At 71.4% G+C, this 18,254-nt stretch carries 12 protein-coding genes; 7 read left to right on the top strand and 5 right to left on the bottom strand.

Going from position 1 to position 18,254, the window contains the following annotated elements; genetic code table 11:
• Positions 1-67 precede the first annotated feature (67 nt).
• Complete coding sequence (locus ACOTKD_RS04080; RefSeq protein ID WP_424887479.1) at positions 68-553, bottom strand: ribose-5-phosphate isomerase; 486 nt, start codon at positions 551-553, stop codon at positions 68-70.
• A gap of 168 nt (positions 554-721) precedes the next feature.
• Here ACOTKD_RS04080 and ACOTKD_RS04075 point away from each other — a divergent pair, with 168 nt between their 5' ends.
• Entirely contained in the window at positions 722-2,170 is a 1,449-nt protein-coding gene (locus ACOTKD_RS04075; protein WP_424887478.1) for an amino acid permease, read from the top strand.
• Positions 2,171-2,223: 53 nt separating this feature from the next.
• Here ACOTKD_RS04075 and ACOTKD_RS04070 read toward each other — a convergent pair whose 3' ends face one another.
• Positions 2,224-2,844: a biotin transporter BioY gene (locus tag ACOTKD_RS04070; RefSeq protein ID WP_424887477.1), complete on the bottom strand. Its 621-nt coding sequence runs from the start codon at positions 2,842-2,844 to the stop codon at positions 2,224-2,226.
• Positions 2,845-3,138: 294 nt separating this feature from the next.
• Here ACOTKD_RS04070 and ACOTKD_RS04065 point away from each other — a divergent pair, with 294 nt between their 5' ends.
• The 3 genes from ACOTKD_RS04065 (at position 3,139) to ACOTKD_RS04055 (ending at position 6,961) form a co-directional block, all read left to right on the top strand.
• On the top strand, positions 3,139-4,533 hold the full coding sequence (locus ACOTKD_RS04065; protein WP_424887476.1) for an amino acid permease: 1,395 nt from the start codon (positions 3,139-3,141) through the stop codon (positions 4,531-4,533).
• A 171-nt stretch (positions 4,534-4,704) separates the two neighbouring features.
• Positions 4,705-6,117 (top strand): amino acid permease, encoded by a 1,413-nt coding sequence (locus ACOTKD_RS04060; RefSeq protein WP_424887475.1) that lies wholly within the window; start codon positions 4,705-4,707, stop codon positions 6,115-6,117.
• 205 nt (positions 6,118-6,322) lie between these two features.
• Positions 6,323-6,961, top strand: coding sequence for a superoxide dismutase (locus ACOTKD_RS04055; RefSeq protein WP_424887474.1), 639 nt, complete (start codon positions 6,323-6,325; stop codon positions 6,959-6,961).
• 113 nt (positions 6,962-7,074) lie between these two features.
• Here the strand turns inward: ACOTKD_RS04055 and ACOTKD_RS04050 are convergent, their stop codons facing one another.
• Both ACOTKD_RS04050 and ACOTKD_RS04045 read right to left on the bottom strand, forming a co-directional pair.
• Complete coding sequence (locus ACOTKD_RS04050; RefSeq protein WP_424887473.1) at positions 7,075-7,668, bottom strand: hypothetical protein; 594 nt, start codon at positions 7,666-7,668, stop codon at positions 7,075-7,077.
• A gap of 201 nt (positions 7,669-7,869) precedes the next feature.
• A complete protein-coding gene (locus ACOTKD_RS04045; protein ID WP_424887472.1) occupies positions 7,870-8,511 on the bottom strand; it encodes a DsbA family oxidoreductase in 642 nt (213 codons plus the stop codon).
• Between the two features lie 106 nt (positions 8,512-8,617).
• Between ACOTKD_RS04045 and pepN the strand changes: the two genes are divergently transcribed.
• Complete coding sequence (pepN, locus tag ACOTKD_RS04040) at positions 8,618-11,212, top strand: aminopeptidase N (protein WP_424887471.1); 2,595 nt, start codon at positions 8,618-8,620, stop codon at positions 11,210-11,212.
• A gap of 340 nt (positions 11,213-11,552) precedes the next feature.
• Entirely contained in the window at positions 11,553-12,608 is a 1,056-nt protein-coding gene (locus ACOTKD_RS04035; RefSeq protein WP_424887470.1) for a hypothetical protein, read from the top strand.
• 7 nt (positions 12,609-12,615) lie between these two features.
• On the opposite strand, the gene ACOTKD_RS04030 is transcribed toward ACOTKD_RS04035, so the two are convergent.
• Positions 12,616-14,367 (bottom strand): TIGR03767 family metallophosphoesterase, encoded by a 1,752-nt coding sequence (locus ACOTKD_RS04030; RefSeq protein ID WP_424887469.1) that lies wholly within the window; start codon positions 14,365-14,367, stop codon positions 12,616-12,618.
• A gap of 498 nt (positions 14,368-14,865) precedes the next feature.
• Here ACOTKD_RS04030 and ACOTKD_RS04025 point away from each other — a divergent pair, with 498 nt between their 5' ends.
• Positions 14,866-18,171, top strand: a complete 3,306-nt coding sequence (locus ACOTKD_RS04025; RefSeq protein ID WP_424887468.1) for a S8 family serine peptidase — start codon at positions 14,866-14,868, stop codon at positions 18,169-18,171.
• Positions 18,172-18,254 lie beyond the last annotated feature (83 nt).

Here is an 18,254-nt window from a genome sequence, read left to right as displayed (position 1 = left end):
GGCGGGCGCCCCCGCGGGCGGGCCGGCCGGGCCCCCGCGGGCGCCCCGCCCGGACACTCCGGTGGAATTAACTCTGGGGGTGGTGCGCCGGGATGGCCGGGAGCTCGCCCGTCTCCTCGTAGCGCGCCAGCATCTCGATGCGGCGGGTGTGCCGCTCCTCACCGGAGTACGGCGTGGCGAGGAAGATCTCGACGAACTTCGTCGCCTCCTCCTGGGTGTGCATGCGCCCGCCGATGCTGATGACGTTGGCGTCGTTGTGCTCGCGGCCGAGCGCGGCCGTCTGCTCGCTCCAGGCGAGGGCGGCCCGGACGCCCTTGACCTTGTTCGCGGCGATCTGCTCGCCGTTGCCGGAGCCGCCGATCACGATGCCGAGGCTGCCGGCATCGGCGGCGGTCTTCTCGGCCGCACGGAGGCAGAACGGCGGGTAGTCGTCCTGGGCGTCGTAGATGTGGGGACCGCAGTCCACGGGCTCGTGGCCGTGGGCCTTGAGCCACTCGACGAGGTGGTTCTTGAGTTCGTAGCCGGCATGGTCGGAGCCGAGGTACACGCGCATGCGTCCGAGTGTGGCACGTCCCGGGCCGCCGATCGGTCAGCAGGTGGGAGGTAACGCTGAGTGAACACAACGAATTGGATTCGGGTCTTCCTAAAGTCGCCTTCGAAAAGTTCTAATGCGGTCACTCGTAACCCGAGAACCTAAGGAACAACCCGAAGGAACGTGCACATGAGCGCGACACCGCCGACCATGACGAAGGGGTCGACGACCGGCGATCCCGGCCACGCCCCGGAGGCGGGCGGGGACGGCCTGAAGGCCGGACTCAAGAACCGCCACCTGTCCATGATCGCCATTGGCGGTGTCATCGGAGCGGGCCTCTTCGTGGGTTCGTCCTCCGGCATCGCCGCCGCCGGCCCCGGCATCCTCATCTCCTACGCCCTCGTCGGCGCGCTCGTCGTCTTCGTGATGCGGATGCTCGGTGAGATGGCCGCGGCCAACCCGACCTCCGGGTCGTTCTCCGCCTACGCGGACCGTGCCCTGGGCCGCTGGGCCGGCTTCACCATCGGCTGGCTGTACTGGTTCTTCTGGGTCGTGGTGCAGGCGGTCGAGGCGACCGCCGGAGCCAAGATCCTCAACGGCTGGATACCGGACGTCCCGCAGTGGACCTGGGCCCTGCTCGTCATGATCGTGCTGACGGCGACCAACCTCGCCTCGGTCAGCTCGTACGGCGAGTTCGAGTTCTGGTTCGCCGGCATCAAGGTCGTCGCGATCGCCGCCTTCGTGGTCCTCGGCCTGCTGGCCGTCTTCGGCGTGCTGCCGGGCTCCGACAACCCGGGCTCCGGGCTGGACAACCTCACCGCGCACGGCGGCTTCCTGCCCAACGGTGCGGGCGCGATCCTCACCGGTGTGCTGATGGTCGTCTTCTCCTTCATGGGCAGCGAGATCGTCACGCTGGCCGCCGGTGAGTCCGAGGACCCGCAGCGCGCGGTCCGCCAGGCCACCAACAGCGTCATCTGGCGCATCGCCGTCTTCTACCTCGGCTCGATCTTCGTCGTGGTCAGCCTGCTGCCGTGGGACAGCAAGGAGATCGCGGAGAAGGGCAGCTACGTCGCGGCGCTCGACTCGATCGGCATCCCGCACGCCGGCCAGGTCATGAACGTCATCGTGCTGACCGCCGTCCTCTCCTGCCTGAACTCCGGCCTCTACACCGCCTCGCGCATGGCCTTCTCGCTGGGCCAGCGCGGCGACGCGCCGAAGTCCTTCGCCACGGTCAACAAGCGGGGCGTCCCGCAGGTCGCGATCCTCGCCTCGGTCGTCTTCGGCTTCGTGTCGGTCCTCTTCAACTACGTGTGGCCCGACACCGTCTTCAAGTTCCTGCTGAACTCCTCCGGTGCGGTCGCCCTCTTCGTCTGGCTGGTGATCTGCTTCACCCAGCTGAAGATGCGCGGGATCATCCTGCGAGAGATGCCGGAGAAGCTGACGGTGAAGATGTGGCTCTTCCCGTACCTGACGTGGGCCACCATCGGCATGATCACCTTCGTGCTGGGCTACATGCTCTACACCGGTGGCGACAACCGCGAGACGGTGCTCGCCTCCGTCCTCGTGGGTGCGGTCGTCCTGGTGATCGGCCTGGTGCTGGACCGCAAGCACCGTGCCACCGCCGGCCTCAAGGGCTGAACGCACGCATAACGCAGCGGCCCGCGCCCCCGCGGGGGGCGCGGGCCGCTGCGTTATGCAGGGGCGGGGGGTGAGCCCCGCGTCCCAGGCAGCTTCCACGCCGTGGGCAGCGCGCCCATCGCCAGCGCCGCCTTCAGCACGTCGCCGATGAGGAACGGCGTCAGACCGGCCGCCACGGCGTCCGCGAAGGACAGGTGCGCGGACAGGGCCAGGTACGGCACGCCGACCGCGTAGATGATCGCCGAGCCGAGGGCCATCGTGCCCGCGGTGCGCAGGACCGAGCGGTCGGCGCCGCGGCGGGCGAGGGCGCCGACGACGGTCGCGGCGAGCAGCATGCCCAGGACGTAGCCGAAGGACGGGAAGGCGGCGCCGGAGCGGGCCTCGGCGAACCACGGCATGCCCGCGACGCCGGCGACGGCGTACAGGGCGAGGGAGAGGAAGCCGCGGCGGGCGCCGAGGGCGGTGCCGACGAGGAGGACCGCGAAGGTCTGGCCGCTGACCGGGACCGGGGAGCCGGGCACGGGAACGGCGATCTGCGCCGCGAGGCCGGTGAGGGCGGCTCCGCCGAGGATCAGGGCCGCGTCGCGCACGCGGGCGCGCCCGGCGGTCGAAGCGGGGAGCAGATCGGCGAGGACCGTACCGGTCCGGGAAACAGAGGCAGCGGCGGTGGCCATCGTTACTCCGCAGATAAGTGGTGGGGACAAGTGACTTTGTGACGTTAGCCGAGGGCTCTCGGGCGGACAGCGCGCGGCAATGACAAAGGCGGGCCGTTCCGCTTGGAGACTTCCCAGCGCGGTTCCCTCGGCAGACGGAATTACGCGTGATGCTCGTCACTGGATTCCCTTGAGGCTTGGCTCGGAGCACCTCCCCGGGAGAATGTGGAGTCACCTATACCTCTTTGCGCCTGCTCATTGCGCCTGCGCGAAGATCCCCAGCGCTTTTCGCGCGGACCCGAGAGTACGAAGCCCATGCACGACGCATCCCCCGCCGCCGATTCCCTCGCGGCCGAGAAAGAACCCCTGTCGGCCGGGCTCAAGCAGCGGCACCTGACGATGCTCGGACTGGGCGGCGTCATCGGCGCCGGCCTGTTCGTGGGCTCCGGCGCCGGCATCGCCGTCGCGGGCCCGGGCATCATCGTCTCGTACCTGATCGCGGGCGCGCTCGCGATGCTGGTGATGCGGATGCTCGGCGAGATGTCCTCCGCGATGCCCGCCTCGGGCGCGTTCTCGGTGCACGCCGAGCGGGCGCTGGGCCGCTGGGCCGGCTTCACGGTCGGCTGGCTGTACTGGTTCCTGCTGGTGGTCGTGCTGGCCGTGGAGGCGACGGGCGCGGCCCAGATCGCCAACGGCTGGGTGCCGGGCGTCCCGCAGTGGGCCTGGGTGCTGATCTTCATGGTGGTCTTCACGACCGCCAACCTCACCGCGGTGAAGAACTTCGGCGAGTTCGAGTTCTGGTTCGCCGCGCTCAAGGTCGGGGCGATCGTCCTCTTCCTGGCGCTGAGCCTGCTGGCGATCTTCGGCGTGCTGCCGGACACCGAGGCCGTGGGCTTCACCAACCTCACCGGTCAGGGCGGCTTCCTGCCGAACGGCGTGAGCGGTGTCGTCTCCGGCGTCCTCGCGGTCGTCTTCGCCTTCGGCGGCCTGGAGGTCGTCACGATCGCCGCGGCCGAGTCCGACGACCCGGCGCGCGCGGTGGGCCGTGCGGTGCGCAGCGCCGTGTGGCGCATCCTCTTCTTCTACGTGGGCTCGATGCTCGTCATCGTCACCCTGCTGCCGTGGTCGTCGATGCAGCCGGGCAAGAGCCCGTACGTGGCCGTGCTCGACCACATCGGCATCCCGGCCGCCGGGCAGATCATGAACATCGTGGTCTTCGTGGCCCTGCTGTCCGCGCTCAACGCCAACCTCTACGGCTCGTCGCGGATGGTCTTCTCGCTCGCCGAGCGCGGCGAGGCGCCCAAGGGGCTGCTGAAGGTGTCGGGCGGCGGGGTGCCGCGCCGGGCCGTGCTGGCGTCGGTCGCGTTCGGTTTCGCCTCGGTGATACTCAACCTGGAGTGGCCGGATTCGATCTTCCGGTACTTGCTGAACGCCGTGGGTGCGGTACTGCTCTTCGTCTGGGGTCTGATCGCCGTCTCGCAGCTGCGGCTGCGGCGCCGCATCGAGCGCGAGATGCCGGAGCGGCTGGCCCTGAAGATGTGGGCCTTCCCCTATCTGACCTGGGTCGCTCTGGCCGGGATGGCCGGCGTGCTGGTGCTGATGGTCACCGACGAGGGGGCCCGGCCGCAGCTGCTGTGGTCGGCGGCGGCGACCGGTGCCGTGCTCGTGGTGGCCTGGGTGCGCGAGCTCCGGCTGCGCCGCGCGGCCTGACCGGACCGCCGGGTCGGCTCGATTCCATCGCCTTCTGGCGAGATGTCAGGCACGCACAGTCATACCTGCGTCTGAATATCGGACACCTCTGTCACAGGTGTTGTCCTGGGCGAACATGACCCCCACACTGAGGCAACTTTTCCGCTCTCACCCCACGGGACACACACGACCATGACTCGGACTTCTGCGACCTCCGCGCCCGAGCGCGCGGTCAGCGGCCAGGCGCCGGGCGGCACGGATCTGTCGCACGGCCTCAAGCAGCGCCACCTGTCGATGATCGCCCTCGGCGGGGTCATCGGGGCCGGCCTCTTCGTCGGTTCCGGCGCGGGCATCGCCGCCGCCGGTCCGGCGATCGTGCTCGCGTACGCGGCCTCCGGGCTGCTCGTGATGCTCGTGATGCGGATGCTGGGCGAGATGGCCGCGGCCAACCCGGCCTCGGGCACCTTCTCCGTGCACGCCGAGAAGGCGATCGGCCCCTGGGCCGGCTTCACCGCCGGCTGGATGTTCTGGGTCGAGCTGTGCGTGGGCATAGCCGTCGAGGCGATCGGCGCCGCGCACATCATGCAGTCCTGGTTCCCCTCCACGGCCTCGTGGATGTGGGTGCTGATCTTCATGGCCGTCTTCTGCGGGACGAACCTCGCGGCGGTCAGCAACTTCGGCGAGTTCGAGTTCTGGTTCGCGACGCTGAAGGTCGCCGCGATCGGCGTCTTCCTCGTCCTGGGCGTCCTCGCCATCTGCGGCGTGCTGCCGGGCACCTCGGCTCCGGGCGCCGACAACCTCACCGGCCACGGCGGGTTCCTCCCCAACGGCGCCAACGGCCTGGTCGTGGGCCTGCTCGCGTCGGTCTTCGCGTACGGCGGCCTGGAGACGGTGACGATCGCGGCCGCGGAGTCCGAGCAGCCGGTCAAGGGCGTCGCCCAGGCCGTCCGCACGGCGATGTGGCGGATCGCCCTCTTCTACGTCGGCTCGATGCTGGTCGTCGTCACCGTCCTGCCCTGGAACGACAAGTCGCTCCTGACGGACGGCCCGTACGTGGCGGTGCTCAAGTACCTGGACATCCCGGCCGCCGGGCAGATCATGAACGTGATCGTGCTGATCGCCCTGCTCTCCGCGATGAACGCCAACATCTACGGCGCCTCCCGGATGTCGCACTCCCTGGTCATGCGCGGCGAGGGCCCCCGCTTCCTGGCCAAGGTCAGCAACGGCGTGCCGCGGCTGACCGTGATCGCCTCCTCCGCCTTCGGCTTCTTCGCCGTCCTGCTCAGCTACTGGTGGCCGGACACCGTCTTCAAGTGGCTGCTGTACATGACGGGCGCCGCGGTGCTCGTGGTGTGGGGCATCATCGCCGTCACCCAGCTGCGGATGCGCCGGCAGCTGGAGCGCACGGCGCCGGAGAAGCTCGTCGTGAAGATGTGGCTCTTCCCCGCGCTGACCTGGGTGGCCCTGGCCGGAATCGTGGGCGTCCTCGCCCTGATGCTGCGCGAGGAGGACACCCGCGTCCAGCTGTACTTCACGGCCGGGCTCACGGCCGCCCTCGCCCTCGTCGGCTACCTGCGACAGCGCGTGACGGCCGCGAAGCACTGACCGCGGCGGCCGGGCCGGTTCCCGGCCACCGCCGAGACCACCACCACACCCCCCACGAGGCGGGCCGGGTCCTGATCTTCAGGACCTAGCCCGCCTCGGTCTTTAGTCGGAGATCCCCGGGAAGAACGCCCCCTTACGGCGCGTCAGATGCTCTTGCTGGTAACGTCCACTTGCAAGTTAATTGCAATAAGTCGGAGGGCTCGGCATGGCCATCTACACACTTCCTGAACTCCCCTACGATTACGCTGCGCTGCAGCCGACGATCGACGCGAAGATCATCGAGCTGCACCACGACAAGCACCACGCGGCGTACGTCAAGGGCGCGAACGACACCCTGGAGCAGCTCGCCGAGGCCCGTGACAAGGACCAGTGGGGTGCCATCAACGGCCTGGAGAAGAACCTCGCGTTCCACCTCTCCGGCCACATCCTGCACAGCATCTACTGGCAGAACATGACCGGCGACGGCGGCGGCGAGCCCCTGGACAAGGACGGCGTGGGCGAGCTCGCGGACGCCATCGCCGAGTCCTTCGGCTCCTTCGCCAAGTTCAAGGCCCAGCTGAGCAAGGCCGCCGCGACCACGCAGGGCTCCGGCTGGGGCGTCCTCGCCTACGAGCCGATCAGCGGCAAGCTGATCGTCGAGCAGGTCTACGACCACCAGGGCAACGTCGGCCAGGGCTCGGTCCCGATCCTGGTCTTCGACGCCTGGGAGCACGCCTTCTACCTGCAGTACAAGAACCAGAAGGTCGACTTCATCGAGGCCATGTGGGCCGTCGTCAACTGGCAGGACGTGGCCAAGCGCTTCGAGGCCGCCAAGCAGCGCGGCAACCTGCTGCTCGTTCCGTAAGGAACCCCCGGTCCCGGAGGGACCCCCCGCCGTCCTGCTCGTGATCGTCTTCTCACCCTTCACGTGGCAGGCGGAGCAGGCCCCCGCACCGCGGGGGCCTGCTCATTTCCGGCTCACGCGTGGCCGAACGCCTCGCCCGTCACCGTGAACCCCTTCGCGAGGCCCACGTCGTGCAGCCGGGCGAACCGCCCCGCCTCCCAGCGCGTGAGCACCGCGAAGCGGTAGTCGGCCGAGGCCGTGCCGTCGGCGGCGACCCGGACCGTGCCCGTCAGCCGGTACGCGAAGGCGCGCAGCGCCAGCCGCCAGTCCGCGCTCCCCCACGCCCGGGGCAGCGCCACCTCGCGCCAGCCGCTGTCCGCGGGGTACGCGGCGGCCGTGCGGGGGCCGTCGCGCCACTGCTCCAGCGCCTCGGCGCGCCAGCGGTCCAGCTGCTCCCCGGCCGCGGAGCGCACGGCCGGGAGGGCGAGCAGGGCGTCCGCGTCCACGCGGTACGGGGCGCCGGTGCCGTGCAGGTAGTGCCGCAGGGCCCCGGCCGCCCGGCGCAGGCCCAGCGCGGACCGCAGCGGGACGAGGGCCTGGCAGCCGGCTCGCAGCAGCAGGTCGGACGGGCGTACGGGCTGCTCGGCGAAGTGGCCCGCGGCCGGCGGGTCCACTTCCGCGCGGCCGCCGTCGAAGCCCAGCGGCGGCGTGAGATCGGTCTGCCCCATACCGGGACATTAAGGGAGGCGGGGCCCACGCGCGCGTCGGCCGGTTCCGGCACCGCCGGTCTCCGCCCTCGTGGTGCAGCGCCGCTGCGGCGGAGGAAGAACCGGCGGCCGGCGCCCATCGCGCCCCGTCAGGGGCGCGGGGAACTGCGCGACCAGCCACCGACAGCCCGCGGTCATGGAACCGCGCGCCGAACGGAGCACTCAGTCGAAGGCCGGCCCGCTCGTGCGGGTGCGCTTGATCTCGTAGAAGCCCGGCGTCGACGCCACCAGCAGCGTGCCGTCCCACAGCCGCGCCGCGGCCTCGCCCTTGGGGGCCGGGGTGACGACCGGGCCGAAGAAGGCGATCTGCTCGCCGTCCCCGCCCGGCACCGCGATGACGGGCGTGCCGACGTCCTGGCCGACCTTCGAGATGCCCTCGGCGTGCGAGGCGCGCAGCTCGCCGTCGAACGCGTCCGAGTGGGCGACGTCCGCGAGCTCCGCGGGCAGGCCCACCTCTTCCAGCGCGGCCACGATCGTCTCGCGGTCCCGCGGCAGGCCCTGGTTGTGGAAGCGGGTGCCGAGGGCGGTGTAGAGGGGGCCGAGCACGTCCTCGCCGTGCTTGGCGGCGGCCGCGATGCACACCCGCACCGGGCCCCACGCCTCGGTCCGCATGATCGTGCGCATGCGCTCGTCCATGGTGTCGAGCTTGTCCTCGTTGAGGACGGCGAGGCTCATCACGTGCCAGCGCACCTCGACCGGGCGGACCTTCTCGACCTCCAGCATCCAGCGGGAGGTCATCCAGGCCCAGGGGCACAGCGGGTCGAACCAGAAGTCGGCGGGGGTCTTGTTCTCCACAGCGGTCACGTGGGTCTCCTCGGGCGGGCCATTCGTTCGCCGTTTCAACAAACACACCCCGTGCCATGATTCCGCTGTTGTCCGAAACACACCAACCAGCAGAGGGAGTCCCGACGTGCCCGGTGAGAACCTGACCCGCGAGGAGGCCCGCGAACGGGCCCGGCTGCTGTCGGTCGACGCCTACGAGGTGGCGCTCGACCTGCGGTCCGCGGTGGGGGCGGGAGGGGACCACCGCACCTTCCGGTCGGTGACGACCGTGCGCTTCCGCTGTTCCGAGCCCGGCGCCGCGACCTTCGCGGACCTGCTGGCGCCCGCCGTGACGGCCGTCACGCTGAACGGCCGCGCGCTGGACCCGGCCGCGGTCTTCGACGGCGCGCGGATCGCGCTGGACGGGCTGGCCGCCGAGAACGTCCTGGTCGTCGACGCGCAGTGCGCGTACAGCCGGACCGGCGAGGGCCTGCACCGCTTCGAGGACCCCGAGGACGGCGAGGTCTACCTCTACACCCAGTACGAGCCCGCGGACGCCCGCCGCGTCTTCGCGGGCTTCGAGCAGCCCGACCTCAAGGCGCCCTTCGCCCTCTCGGTGACGGCGCCCGCCGGCTGGACGGTGCTGGGCAACGGCGCGCAGGCCGGCGAGCCCGAGCCCGTCGCGCCGTCCGCAGCCACCTGGCGGTTCGCGGAGACGCTGCCGATCTCCACGTACATCACGGCGGTCGTGGCCGGCCCGTACCACGTGGTCCGCGACCACTACAGCCGCACGCTGCCGGACGGCACGGCCCTGGAGATCCCGCTGGCCGCGCTGTGCCGCAAGGGCCTGGCCCGGCACTTCGACGCGGACGACATCTTCACCGTCACCAAGCAGGGCCTGGACTTCTTCCACGACCACTTCGACTACCCGTACCCCTTCGGGAAGTACGACCAGGCGTTCGTGCCCGAGTACAACCTCGGCGCGATGGAGAACCCGGGCCTGGTGACCTTCCGCGAGGAGTTCGTCTTCCGCGGCAAGGTGACGCAGACGGCCTACGAGGGCCGCGCCAACGTCATCCTCCACGAGATGGCGCACATGTGGTTCGGCGACCTGGTGACCATGGAGTGGTGGGACGACCTGTGGCTCAAGGAGTCCTTCGCGGACTTCATGGGCACCTTCTCGATGGTCGAGGCGACACGTTTCACCAACGGCTGGATCACCTTCGCCAACCGCCGCAAGGCCTGGGCCTACCGCGCCGACCAGCTGCCCTCCACGCACCCGGTCACGGCCGACATCCACGACCTGGAGGAGGCCAAGCTCAACTTCGACGGCATCACGTACGCCAAGGGCGCGTCCGTGCTCAAGCAACTCGTCGCCTACGCGGGGCGGGAGGCCTTCCTGGAGGGCGCCCGGCGCTACTTCAAGCGGCACGCCTTCGGCAACACGCGGCTGTCGCACCTGCTGGAGGTGCTGGAGGAGACCTCGGGCCGCGACATGGCCGCGTGGGCGCGGTCCTGGCTGCAGACCGCGGGCGTCAACTCGCTCACGCCGCTCGCGACGTACGACGCCGCCGACCGGATCACCGAGCTCGCGATCCTGCAGGAGGCCTCGCCCGAGCACCCCGAGCTGCGCCCGCACCGGGTGGCCGTGGGCCTCTACCGCCGCGAGGGCGCGGACGGCGCGCTCGTGCGCTACGCCGGCACCGAGGTGGACGTCGCGGGCCCGCGCACGGTCGTGACCGGGCTGGCCGGCGCCGAGCGCCCGGAGCTGATCCTGGTCAACGACGAGGACCTGACCTACTGCAAGGTCCGCTTCGACGAGGGCTCGCTGGACACGCTGCGCGCGCACCTGGGCGACGTCGCGGACCCGCTGGCGCGCGCCCTGTGCTGGTCGGCGCTGTGGAACCTCACGCGCGACGGGCTGATGCCCGCCCGCGACTTCGCCGGCCTCGTGGAGCGGTTCGCGGGCGCCGAGAGCGAGGTCGGCGTGCTGCAGATGCTGCAGGCGTGGGCGCGGACCGCCCTCGTGCACTACGCCTCGCCGGCGTGGCGCGAGCGGGGCGGGCGGGAGCTCGCCGAGGGCGCGCTGCGCGAGCTGCGGCGCGCCGAGCCGGGCAGCGGCCACCAGCTGGCGTGGGCGCGCTTCTTCGCCCAGCAGGCGGCCGACGCCTCCCACCTGCAGCTGCTGCGCGGCCTGCTCGACGGGTCCGCGCAGATCGACGGGCTGGAGGTGGACCAGGAGCTGCGCTGGGCGTTCCTGGCCGCGCTGGCCGGGCAGGGCGCGGCCGACGAGGCGGCGGTCGCCGCGGAGCTGGCCCGCGACAACACCGCCTCCGGCGAGCGGCACAGCGTCCGCTGCCTGGCGTCCCGGCCGTCCGCCGCGGTCAAGGAGGAGGCGTGGGAGGCCGTCGTCGGCTCCGACAAGCTCTCCAACGCCCTCGCCGAGGCCACCATCGCGGGCTTCGACCAGCCCGGCCAGCGGGAGCTGCTCGCGCCGTACGCCGAGCGCTACTTCGCGGCGATCGAGGGCGTCTGGCGCGAGCGGTCCATCGAGTACGCGATGGCCGTCGTGCGGGGGCTCTTCCCGATGCTGCAGGACGACTCCCGCACGCTCGGCGCGGCGGACGCGTGGCTCGCGGAGCACGCGGACGCGCCCGCGGCACTGCGGCGGCTCGTGCTCGAAGGGCGCGACGATCTCGCTCGCGCGCTGCGGGCCCAGGAGTGTGATCGCGCCGCGGAGTAACTCCGCGGCGCGCGGGGTACGGTCCGGCTGCGGGGCGCTCCCGCAGCCGGGGCGCAGGGATTTCCCCGCCAGGCTGCGTACGGCACCGCCGAGCACGTCGACCTGGGTTGCTCGCCGCTGCGGCGGACACAAGAAGCCGCCTGCGGCGGAGACGAGAAGGGACTCCGCCCCGGCTCAAGGCCAAGAGCCCGGCCTCGGATCGAAGGCCGAGCGTCCGGACCCGGCCCGCAAGGCGGGCCGGACGTCGAACACCCGTGCTTTAGGGCGGCGTTGTCCTGAATTGTCGACGGGCATGTAACACCGGGTTAGGGCCCGCCGCGGACGCGGGAACGTGCCGGGCATGAACTCCGACACCCCTCTCTCCCCGCGCCCCCTGCATCACCTCTCCGACGTCCGTCACCGTGTCATGACCGCACGTCAGCTGCGCGACCACGGTGTGTCCGGACCCGCCGCCGGGGAGCGCTGCCGCCCCGGCGGGCCGTGGCAGCAGCTGCTGCCCGGTGTCTTCCTGCTCCGCACGGGGCCCGCCACCAGCGAGGAGCGGCTGCACGCCGCCCTGCTGTACACGGTGCCGCGCACCCAGGGCCCGCCCGTCCAGCCGGGCCCCGCCACCGCCACCGCCGCGGCCCGGGAGGCGGCGGCCGGCCCGTACGGCCCCGCGATGATCACCGGGGCGGCGGCGCTGGCCCTGCACCGGTTCACGTCCGTGCCCCCGCTGCTCGCCCTCGACCACATCGACGTGCTCGTGCCGCGCACCCGCCGACTGCGGGCGACCGGTTTCGTCCGGATCGTCCGGGCGCACTCGCTGCCGCAGCCGCAGCTGCTGACGGGGGTGCCCGTCGCGCCGGTCGCCCGGGCGGTCGCGGACGCGATCGGGCAGCTGACCGACGCCTCCACGGTGCGCCGGCTGCTGGCGGAGGCGGTGCGCGGCGGGCACTGCGAAGCGGCGGCGGTCGTCCAGGAGTTGACGCGGGCGCGGCTGCTGGGACGGGCCCACGTGGTGGATGCGGTGGACACGCTGCTGGCGGAGGGGCGGGCCGTCGCCGAGGGCCGGCTCTACGACCTGGTGCGCGACCACCAGCTGCCCGCGCCGCTGTGGAACGTGGACCTGCGGCTGCCCGGGGGCCCGCACCTGGGCCGGGTGGACGCGTACTGGCCGGAGCACAGCGTGGCCGTGGAGATCGACGCGCGGACGCCCCGGCAGGACGAGGAGGCCGTGTGGTCGGCGCAGTTCCGCAAGCGGGAGCACCTGGAGCGGCTCGGGGTCATGGTCGTGCACGTCACGCCGAAGAAGCTGCGCGAGTCGGCGCGGCAGCAGGCCGCGGTGGTCCGTACCGCCCTGATGGCGTCGGCCGACCGCGACCCCGCCGCATATCTGGTGGTGCTGCCCCGGTGAGGCCGCTTCAGCGGCGGGACAGCAGGAGTTCGGTGTTGCGGTCGGCGGGTGCGCCGCCGAGGGAGGTGTCGGATCCCGGTGCGTTGAAGGCGAGTTCGCGGTAGAGGGAGGCGAGACCGGTCTGGGAGAGGTCGCCGAAGTCCGTGCGGTAGGGGGCGGCGGACTCGATGAGGGTGGTGAAGAGCGAGACCGTCCCGTCGTGGTTGTCCGTCACCTCGATGACGCGCGCGAGCTGCGGGTAGTCGACGTGCGAGGCGGTGGCGATCTCCCAGAACGTGCCGCGGGGGCGGATCCGGTTGCGGTGGCTGTGGCCGTTGATCCAGGCGAGGACGTTGTTGTGGTCCTGCAGGACGGCGATGAGCTCGTTGCCGTCGTGGCGGTCCTCGCCCGGGCGGGTGGGGTCGGGGTTGAGGTTGTCCATGCTCCAGCTGGGGTGGTGGCTGAAGACGAGCGCGTACTTGTCCGCGTAGCGCTTCAGGGTGCTCTCCAGCCAGCGCAGTTGGCCGGTGCCGAGCGAGCCCTGGTAGTGGCCGCCGGGGTCGGTGGTGTCGAGGCTGATGCCGATGACCTTGTCGGAGATCTTGAAGGAGTAGTAGAGGTTGCCGGAGTCGAGGTTCTCGCGGGTGTAGCCGTGGCCCACGGGCCCGCGGCCCTTGTAGCGCGCGTCGAGGTGGGCGGCCACGTACTGCCGCGCCGTCAGCGGCACGCGCCGGGGGTCGGCGGTGACCGTGCGCATCTCCTTCTTGTGCTCCTTCAGCAGCTCCTCTATGCGCTTGCCCTTGGGGTCGACGCCCTTGGACTCGCCCTCCATCAGCCATTTGGCCTGGGCGGCGGAGACGATCTGGAGCTTCTTGTTCCCGGTCGCGGCCTCGGCGATGAAGGTGCCCGCGGCGGGGTAGCAGCCGCCGGAGAGGCCGTCGTGGTTGCCGTAGGTGGAGTACCAGGGGATGGCGAGGCCGGGGCTGTTGACCTGGCGGGTGGCCGCGGCGAGGTAGCCGGGGATGCGCGGGTAGCCGGCCTGCTTGTCCTGGTCGCGCACGGCGCTTTCGGGCTGCCAGAACAGCTTCAGGCCGCTGTTCTGGACGCCCTCGTAGTGGCGCGGGTCGCCGGTGTTGGGGGTCATGCGGCCGCCGCTCATGGCGGTCAGGAACCACTCCACCTCGATCTTGGCGTTCTCGTCGCCGTTGTCGCCGGTGGTGATGGCGAAGGAGAGCGGCGAGCCCGTCGCGGGCCCGTGCCGGAGCCGGTTGACGCGCTCGATCAACGAGACGACGCCGGGCAGGGTCAGCGCCTCGTGCGGCCGCCACGCGCCGGGCTCGCCGGCCCGGAAGAACTCGTAGCGCAGCGGGTGCTGCACGTCCGTCAGGTGCAGGTCGGTGAACTGCACGAAGGAGGCGAGCGTCGTGCGGCGGTCCTCGCGGCCGCGCTGCGGCTCGGCCAGCTCGGAGCGGGTCTGCCGGGGCCAGCCGGGGCCGTCGCCGAGCCGCCGGTAGCCGCCGGTGCCGCGCGGGGCGGCGACCGAGACGAGCGTCGTGCCGGCGCCGTTCGGGCCGTAGACGGACGCGGCGTCCGCGCCCGCGGAGGCGGCCGCCGCGGCCCCCGCCCCCGGGCCCGGATCCGGTGGCTGCGCGGCGGCCGGCACCGCGTCGGCCCCCAGGGCCAGGCCGATTCCGGTGGCGGCGGTCACGGCCCCCGCGGCCGCGAGGAACGTACGGCGGTCGAGGCGGGCGTCTGCGGATCTGTCGGATCTGCGGTGCATAGCGGTCTCCCCGAGTGCGAACGCGAAGCGGGCTGAAGCGGGCTACGGGCTGCGGTGCCGGCCGGCAGCGATCCTTCCTACCGAGGATCGTTGGCAGCGGGGGTGACCTGGGCGTGAACGCGGCCGCAACGGCCGCCGCCGATCACCGCACATCGATCTTGGCGAATGCGAACGGACATACAGCACTCGTCCCCTGGCGGGCTGACGCTCACTCAGCGTTCACTCTCGGGTGGAAGACTGGGCCGGTTGCGGGGCCGGTGCTGTAGTCCGTTTGCCCTACAGCCTCTGAGCTGCGAGAACGCCGCTGCCCGCTTCACGGCCTCCGTCACGCTTCCTCCCGAGTGGCGCCTGGCGGGTTTACGCCATCCTTACCTTCCCGCTCCGACAACTCTCCCCAAACCCCCGTCACTTCCATAAAAGTGATCGGTCATCCGGCTCCGATTTCCGGACGTCCGCTGTTCAGCGGCACCCTCACGTCAATTTCAGCCAGGGATGGTCATGACCCCCGAATCCCGCACCACCCGCCCCGGCGGCTCCAGACGCACGGCCCGAATAGCCGTCGCGGCCTCCCTCGTGGCCGCACTCTCGGCCGCGGGCGCCGTGCCCGCCTTCGCCGACGACCCGCTGCCCGCGCCGGGCCCGGTCAAGTCCCCGGCGGACAAGCTCGGTTCGCACGACGCCGCGCTGCTCGCCGGCGCCAAGGCGGGCGGCGACAAGACGGTCACCATGATGATCGCCACCGCGCCCGGGCAGACCGGCCAGGTCACCGGCAAGCTCGGGGCCATCAAGGGCGCCTCCGTGGGCCGCACGGACGACAAGCTCGGCTACGTCCGGGCCACCGTGCCCACGGGCAAGGCCGACGCCGCCATCGCCGAGGCGCAGAAGCTGGGCTCGGTGCACGGCATCGACCTCAAGCAGGAGATCAAGCTGCCGGACCCGACGCCGCGCGCCGACGCGGCCGAGGGCGCCCGCGGCGCCAAGGCCGGCACCTTCCCGGGCCCCGGCAAGGACACCCCGGCGAAGAACCCCTACCAGCCGGCCTTCGAGACCGGCGCCGTCGACTTCACCGAGGACCACCCGAAGGCCGACGGCCGCGGCGTGACCATCGGCATCCTGGACTCCGGCATCGACCTGGGCCACCCGGCGCTGCAGAAGACCAGCACCGGCGAACGCAAGATCGTCGACTGGGTCACCGCGACCGACCCGCTCACCGACCAGGACGGCACCTGGCTGCCGATGACCTCCGACGTCTTTGGCCCGTCGTTCTCCTTCAACGGCCGCAGCTACACGGCGCCCGGCAACGGCGCCTACCAGGTCGCCCTCTTCCGGGAGAACGCGACCGCCGGCGGCGACATGAAGGGCGACCTCAACCGGGACGGCGACACCACCGACTCCTGGGCCGTCCTCTACGACAAGGCGAAGGGCACCGTCCGCGTCGACCTCGACGACGACGGCGACTTCACCAACGACGAGGAGCTCAAGCCCTACAAGGACGGCTTCCAGGTCGGCTACTTCGGCAAGGACGACCCGAAGACCCCGATCGCCGAGCGCATCCCGTTCGTCGTGCAGATCCGCAAGGACGTGCCGATGGACCCCAAGGGCGGCGACTGGGTCGGCAAGAAGGCCGACTTCGTCAACATCGGCGTCATCGAGTCCGAACACGGCACGCACGTCGCGGGCATCACCGCGGCCAACGGCCTCTTCGGCGGGAAGATGAACGGCGCGGCGCCCGGCGCCAAGCTCGTCTCCTCCCGGGCCTGCACCTGGAGCGGCGGCTGCACCAACGTCGCCCTCACCGAGGGCATGATCGACCTCGTGGTCAACCGCGGCGTCGACATCGTCAACATGTCGATCGGCGGCCTGCCCGCGCTCAACGACGGCAACAACGCCCGCTCCGAGCTCTACACGCGCCTCATCGACACCTACGGCGTCCAGCTCGTGATCTCCGCGGGCAACAGCGGCCCCGGCGCCAACACCATCGGTGACCCCGGCCTGGCCGACAAGGTCATCAGCGTCGGCGCGTCCGTCTCCAAGGAGACCTGGGCTGCCAACTACGGCTCGGAGGTGAAGACCACGTACGCGATGATGCCGTTCTCCTCCCGCGGCCCGCGCGAGGACGGCGGCTTCACTCCGACGATCACCGCTCCGGGCGCGTCGATCAACACCACGCCGACCTGGGAGCCGGGCGCCCCCGTCAAGGAGGCCGGCTACGACCTGCCGCCCGGCTACGGCATGCTGCAGGGCACCTCGATGGCCTCCCCGCAGGCCGCCGGCGCCTCCGCGCTGCTGATCTCGGCCGCCAAGCAGAAGAACATGAAGCTCACCCCGGCCGACCTGCGCACGGCGCTGACCAGCACCGCCAAGCAGATCAAGGGCGCGCAGGCCTACGAGCAGGGCGCGGGCCTCATCAACATCCCGGACGCGTGGGAGGCGCTGCGCGATCACGCCACCGCCCACGACTACACGGTGAAGGCCCCGGTCTCCACCGCGCTGTCCTCCGCGCTCAAGACCCCGGGCTTCGGCACCGGCATCTACGACCGCGAGGGCGGCCTGAAGGCCGGCGAGACCCGTACCTACGAGGTCACGATCACCCGCACCTCGGGGCCCGACAAGGCCGTGTGGCACGAGCTGAAGTGGCGCAACAACGACGGCACGTTCAAGGTCGACGGCGACGACGAGGTCAGGCTGCCGCTGAACAAGCCGGTGACCGTCAAGGTCAAGGCGAAGGCGAAGACGGCCGGCCTGCACAGCGCGATCCTCACCGTGGACGACGACCGCACCGAGGGCATCGACAAGCAGGTCCTCGCGACCGTCGTCGCCGCCGAGCCGGTCGCGGCGCCCACGTACGTGGTCAAGAAGACCGCCACGGCCGTGCGCAACGCCGCCACCTCGTACTTCGTCAGCGTGCCGAAGGGCGCGAAGACGCTGGAGGTCGCGCTCGGCGGCCTGGCCAAGGACAGCCAGACCCGGTTCATCGCGATCAACCCGTACGGCGTGCCCGTTGACGAGACCTCCACCGTCAACTGCTACCCGAACTACCCGAACCCGGCCAACAAGTGCCGCCCGGACCTGCGCAGCTACGCCAACCCGCTGCCGGGCGTCTGGGAGATCGAGGTCGAGTCGCGGCGCACCTCGCCGCTGCTGGAGAACCCGTACACGCTCGGCGTCACCGCGCTCGGCGTCACCTTCGACCCGGCGGTGCAGACGGTGCCCGAGGCGAAGATCGGCACCCCGGCCGCCGTGTCCTGGAAGGCCGTCAACGGCTTCGCGGCGCTCGACGGCAAGCTCAAGGGCGGGCAGCTCGGCTCCTCGAAGACCGCCCGGCCGGTGATCAAGGAGGGCGAGAAGCAGGTCACCAAGGTCACGCTCGGCGAGGGCGTCACCCGCTTCGACGCCGCGATCGGCGCGACCGCGGACGCCAAGGCCGACCTCGACCTGACCGTCTACAAGGACGGCAAGGCCGTGGGCTCCTCCACCAGCGGCGGCTCCGACGAGCTCGTGAGCCTGACCAAGCCGGCGGCGGGCGAGTACACCGTCGAGGTCACGGGCTACTCGGTGCCCGCGGGCTCGACCGCCTACGACTACCGCGACGTGTACTTCGCGCCCTCGCTGGGGGAGATCAAGGTCGCCGACGGTGCGGCGGTCAAGCTGGGCGCCGGGCAGTCCGCGCAGGTCACGGCGGAGGTCGTGGTCGCGGGGGCGGCTCCGGAGGGGCGGTCCTTCTTCGGTGACGTGCAGCTGGTCAACGCGGCCGGGACGGTCGCGGGGAACGGCAGCGTGAAGATCGAGAAGGTCACCGGCTAGCCGGACGCGGGGAACGGAGAGGGGCGGGCGCGCGGTATGGGCGCCCGCCCCTTGCGCGCTTCGAGTGCCTCTTCGTGCGCCCC

Source organism: Streptomyces sp. XH2, from assembly GCF_049725035.1.
Taxonomy (GTDB): Bacteria; Actinomycetota; Actinomycetes; order Streptomycetales; family Streptomycetaceae; genus Streptomyces; species Streptomyces roseoverticillatus.
This window is presented reverse-complemented; position numbering and strand designations above follow the sequence as displayed.

Bases quoted from the DNA above. Each gene is read 5' to 3' on its own strand.
- ACOTKD_RS04025 (WP_424887468.1), top strand. From the start codon at position 14,866: ATGACCCCCGAATCCCGCACCACCCGCCCCGGCGGCTCCAGACGCACG.
- ACOTKD_RS04030 (WP_424887469.1), bottom strand. From the start codon at position 14,367: ATGCACCGCAGATCCGACAGATCCGCAGACGCCCGCCTCGACCGCCGT.
- ACOTKD_RS04035 (WP_424887470.1), top strand. From the start codon at position 11,553: ATGAACTCCGACACCCCTCTCTCCCCGCGCCCCCTGCATCACCTCTCC.
- ACOTKD_RS04065 (WP_424887476.1), top strand. From the start codon at position 3,139: ATGCACGACGCATCCCCCGCCGCCGATTCCCTCGCGGCCGAGAAAGAA.
- ACOTKD_RS04055 (WP_424887474.1), top strand. From the start codon at position 6,323: ATGGCCATCTACACACTTCCTGAACTCCCCTACGATTACGCTGCGCTG.
- ACOTKD_RS04080 (WP_424887479.1), bottom strand. From the start codon at position 553: ATGCGCGTGTACCTCGGCTCCGACCATGCCGGCTACGAACTCAAGAAC.
- ACOTKD_RS04075 (WP_424887478.1), top strand. From the start codon at position 722: ATGAGCGCGACACCGCCGACCATGACGAAGGGGTCGACGACCGGCGAT.
- ACOTKD_RS04070 (WP_424887477.1), bottom strand. From the start codon at position 2,844: ATGGCCACCGCCGCTGCCTCTGTTTCCCGGACCGGTACGGTCCTCGCC.
- ACOTKD_RS04050 (WP_424887473.1), bottom strand. From the start codon at position 7,668: ATGGGGCAGACCGATCTCACGCCGCCGCTGGGCTTCGACGGCGGCCGC.
- ACOTKD_RS04060 (WP_424887475.1), top strand. From the start codon at position 4,705: ATGACTCGGACTTCTGCGACCTCCGCGCCCGAGCGCGCGGTCAGCGGC.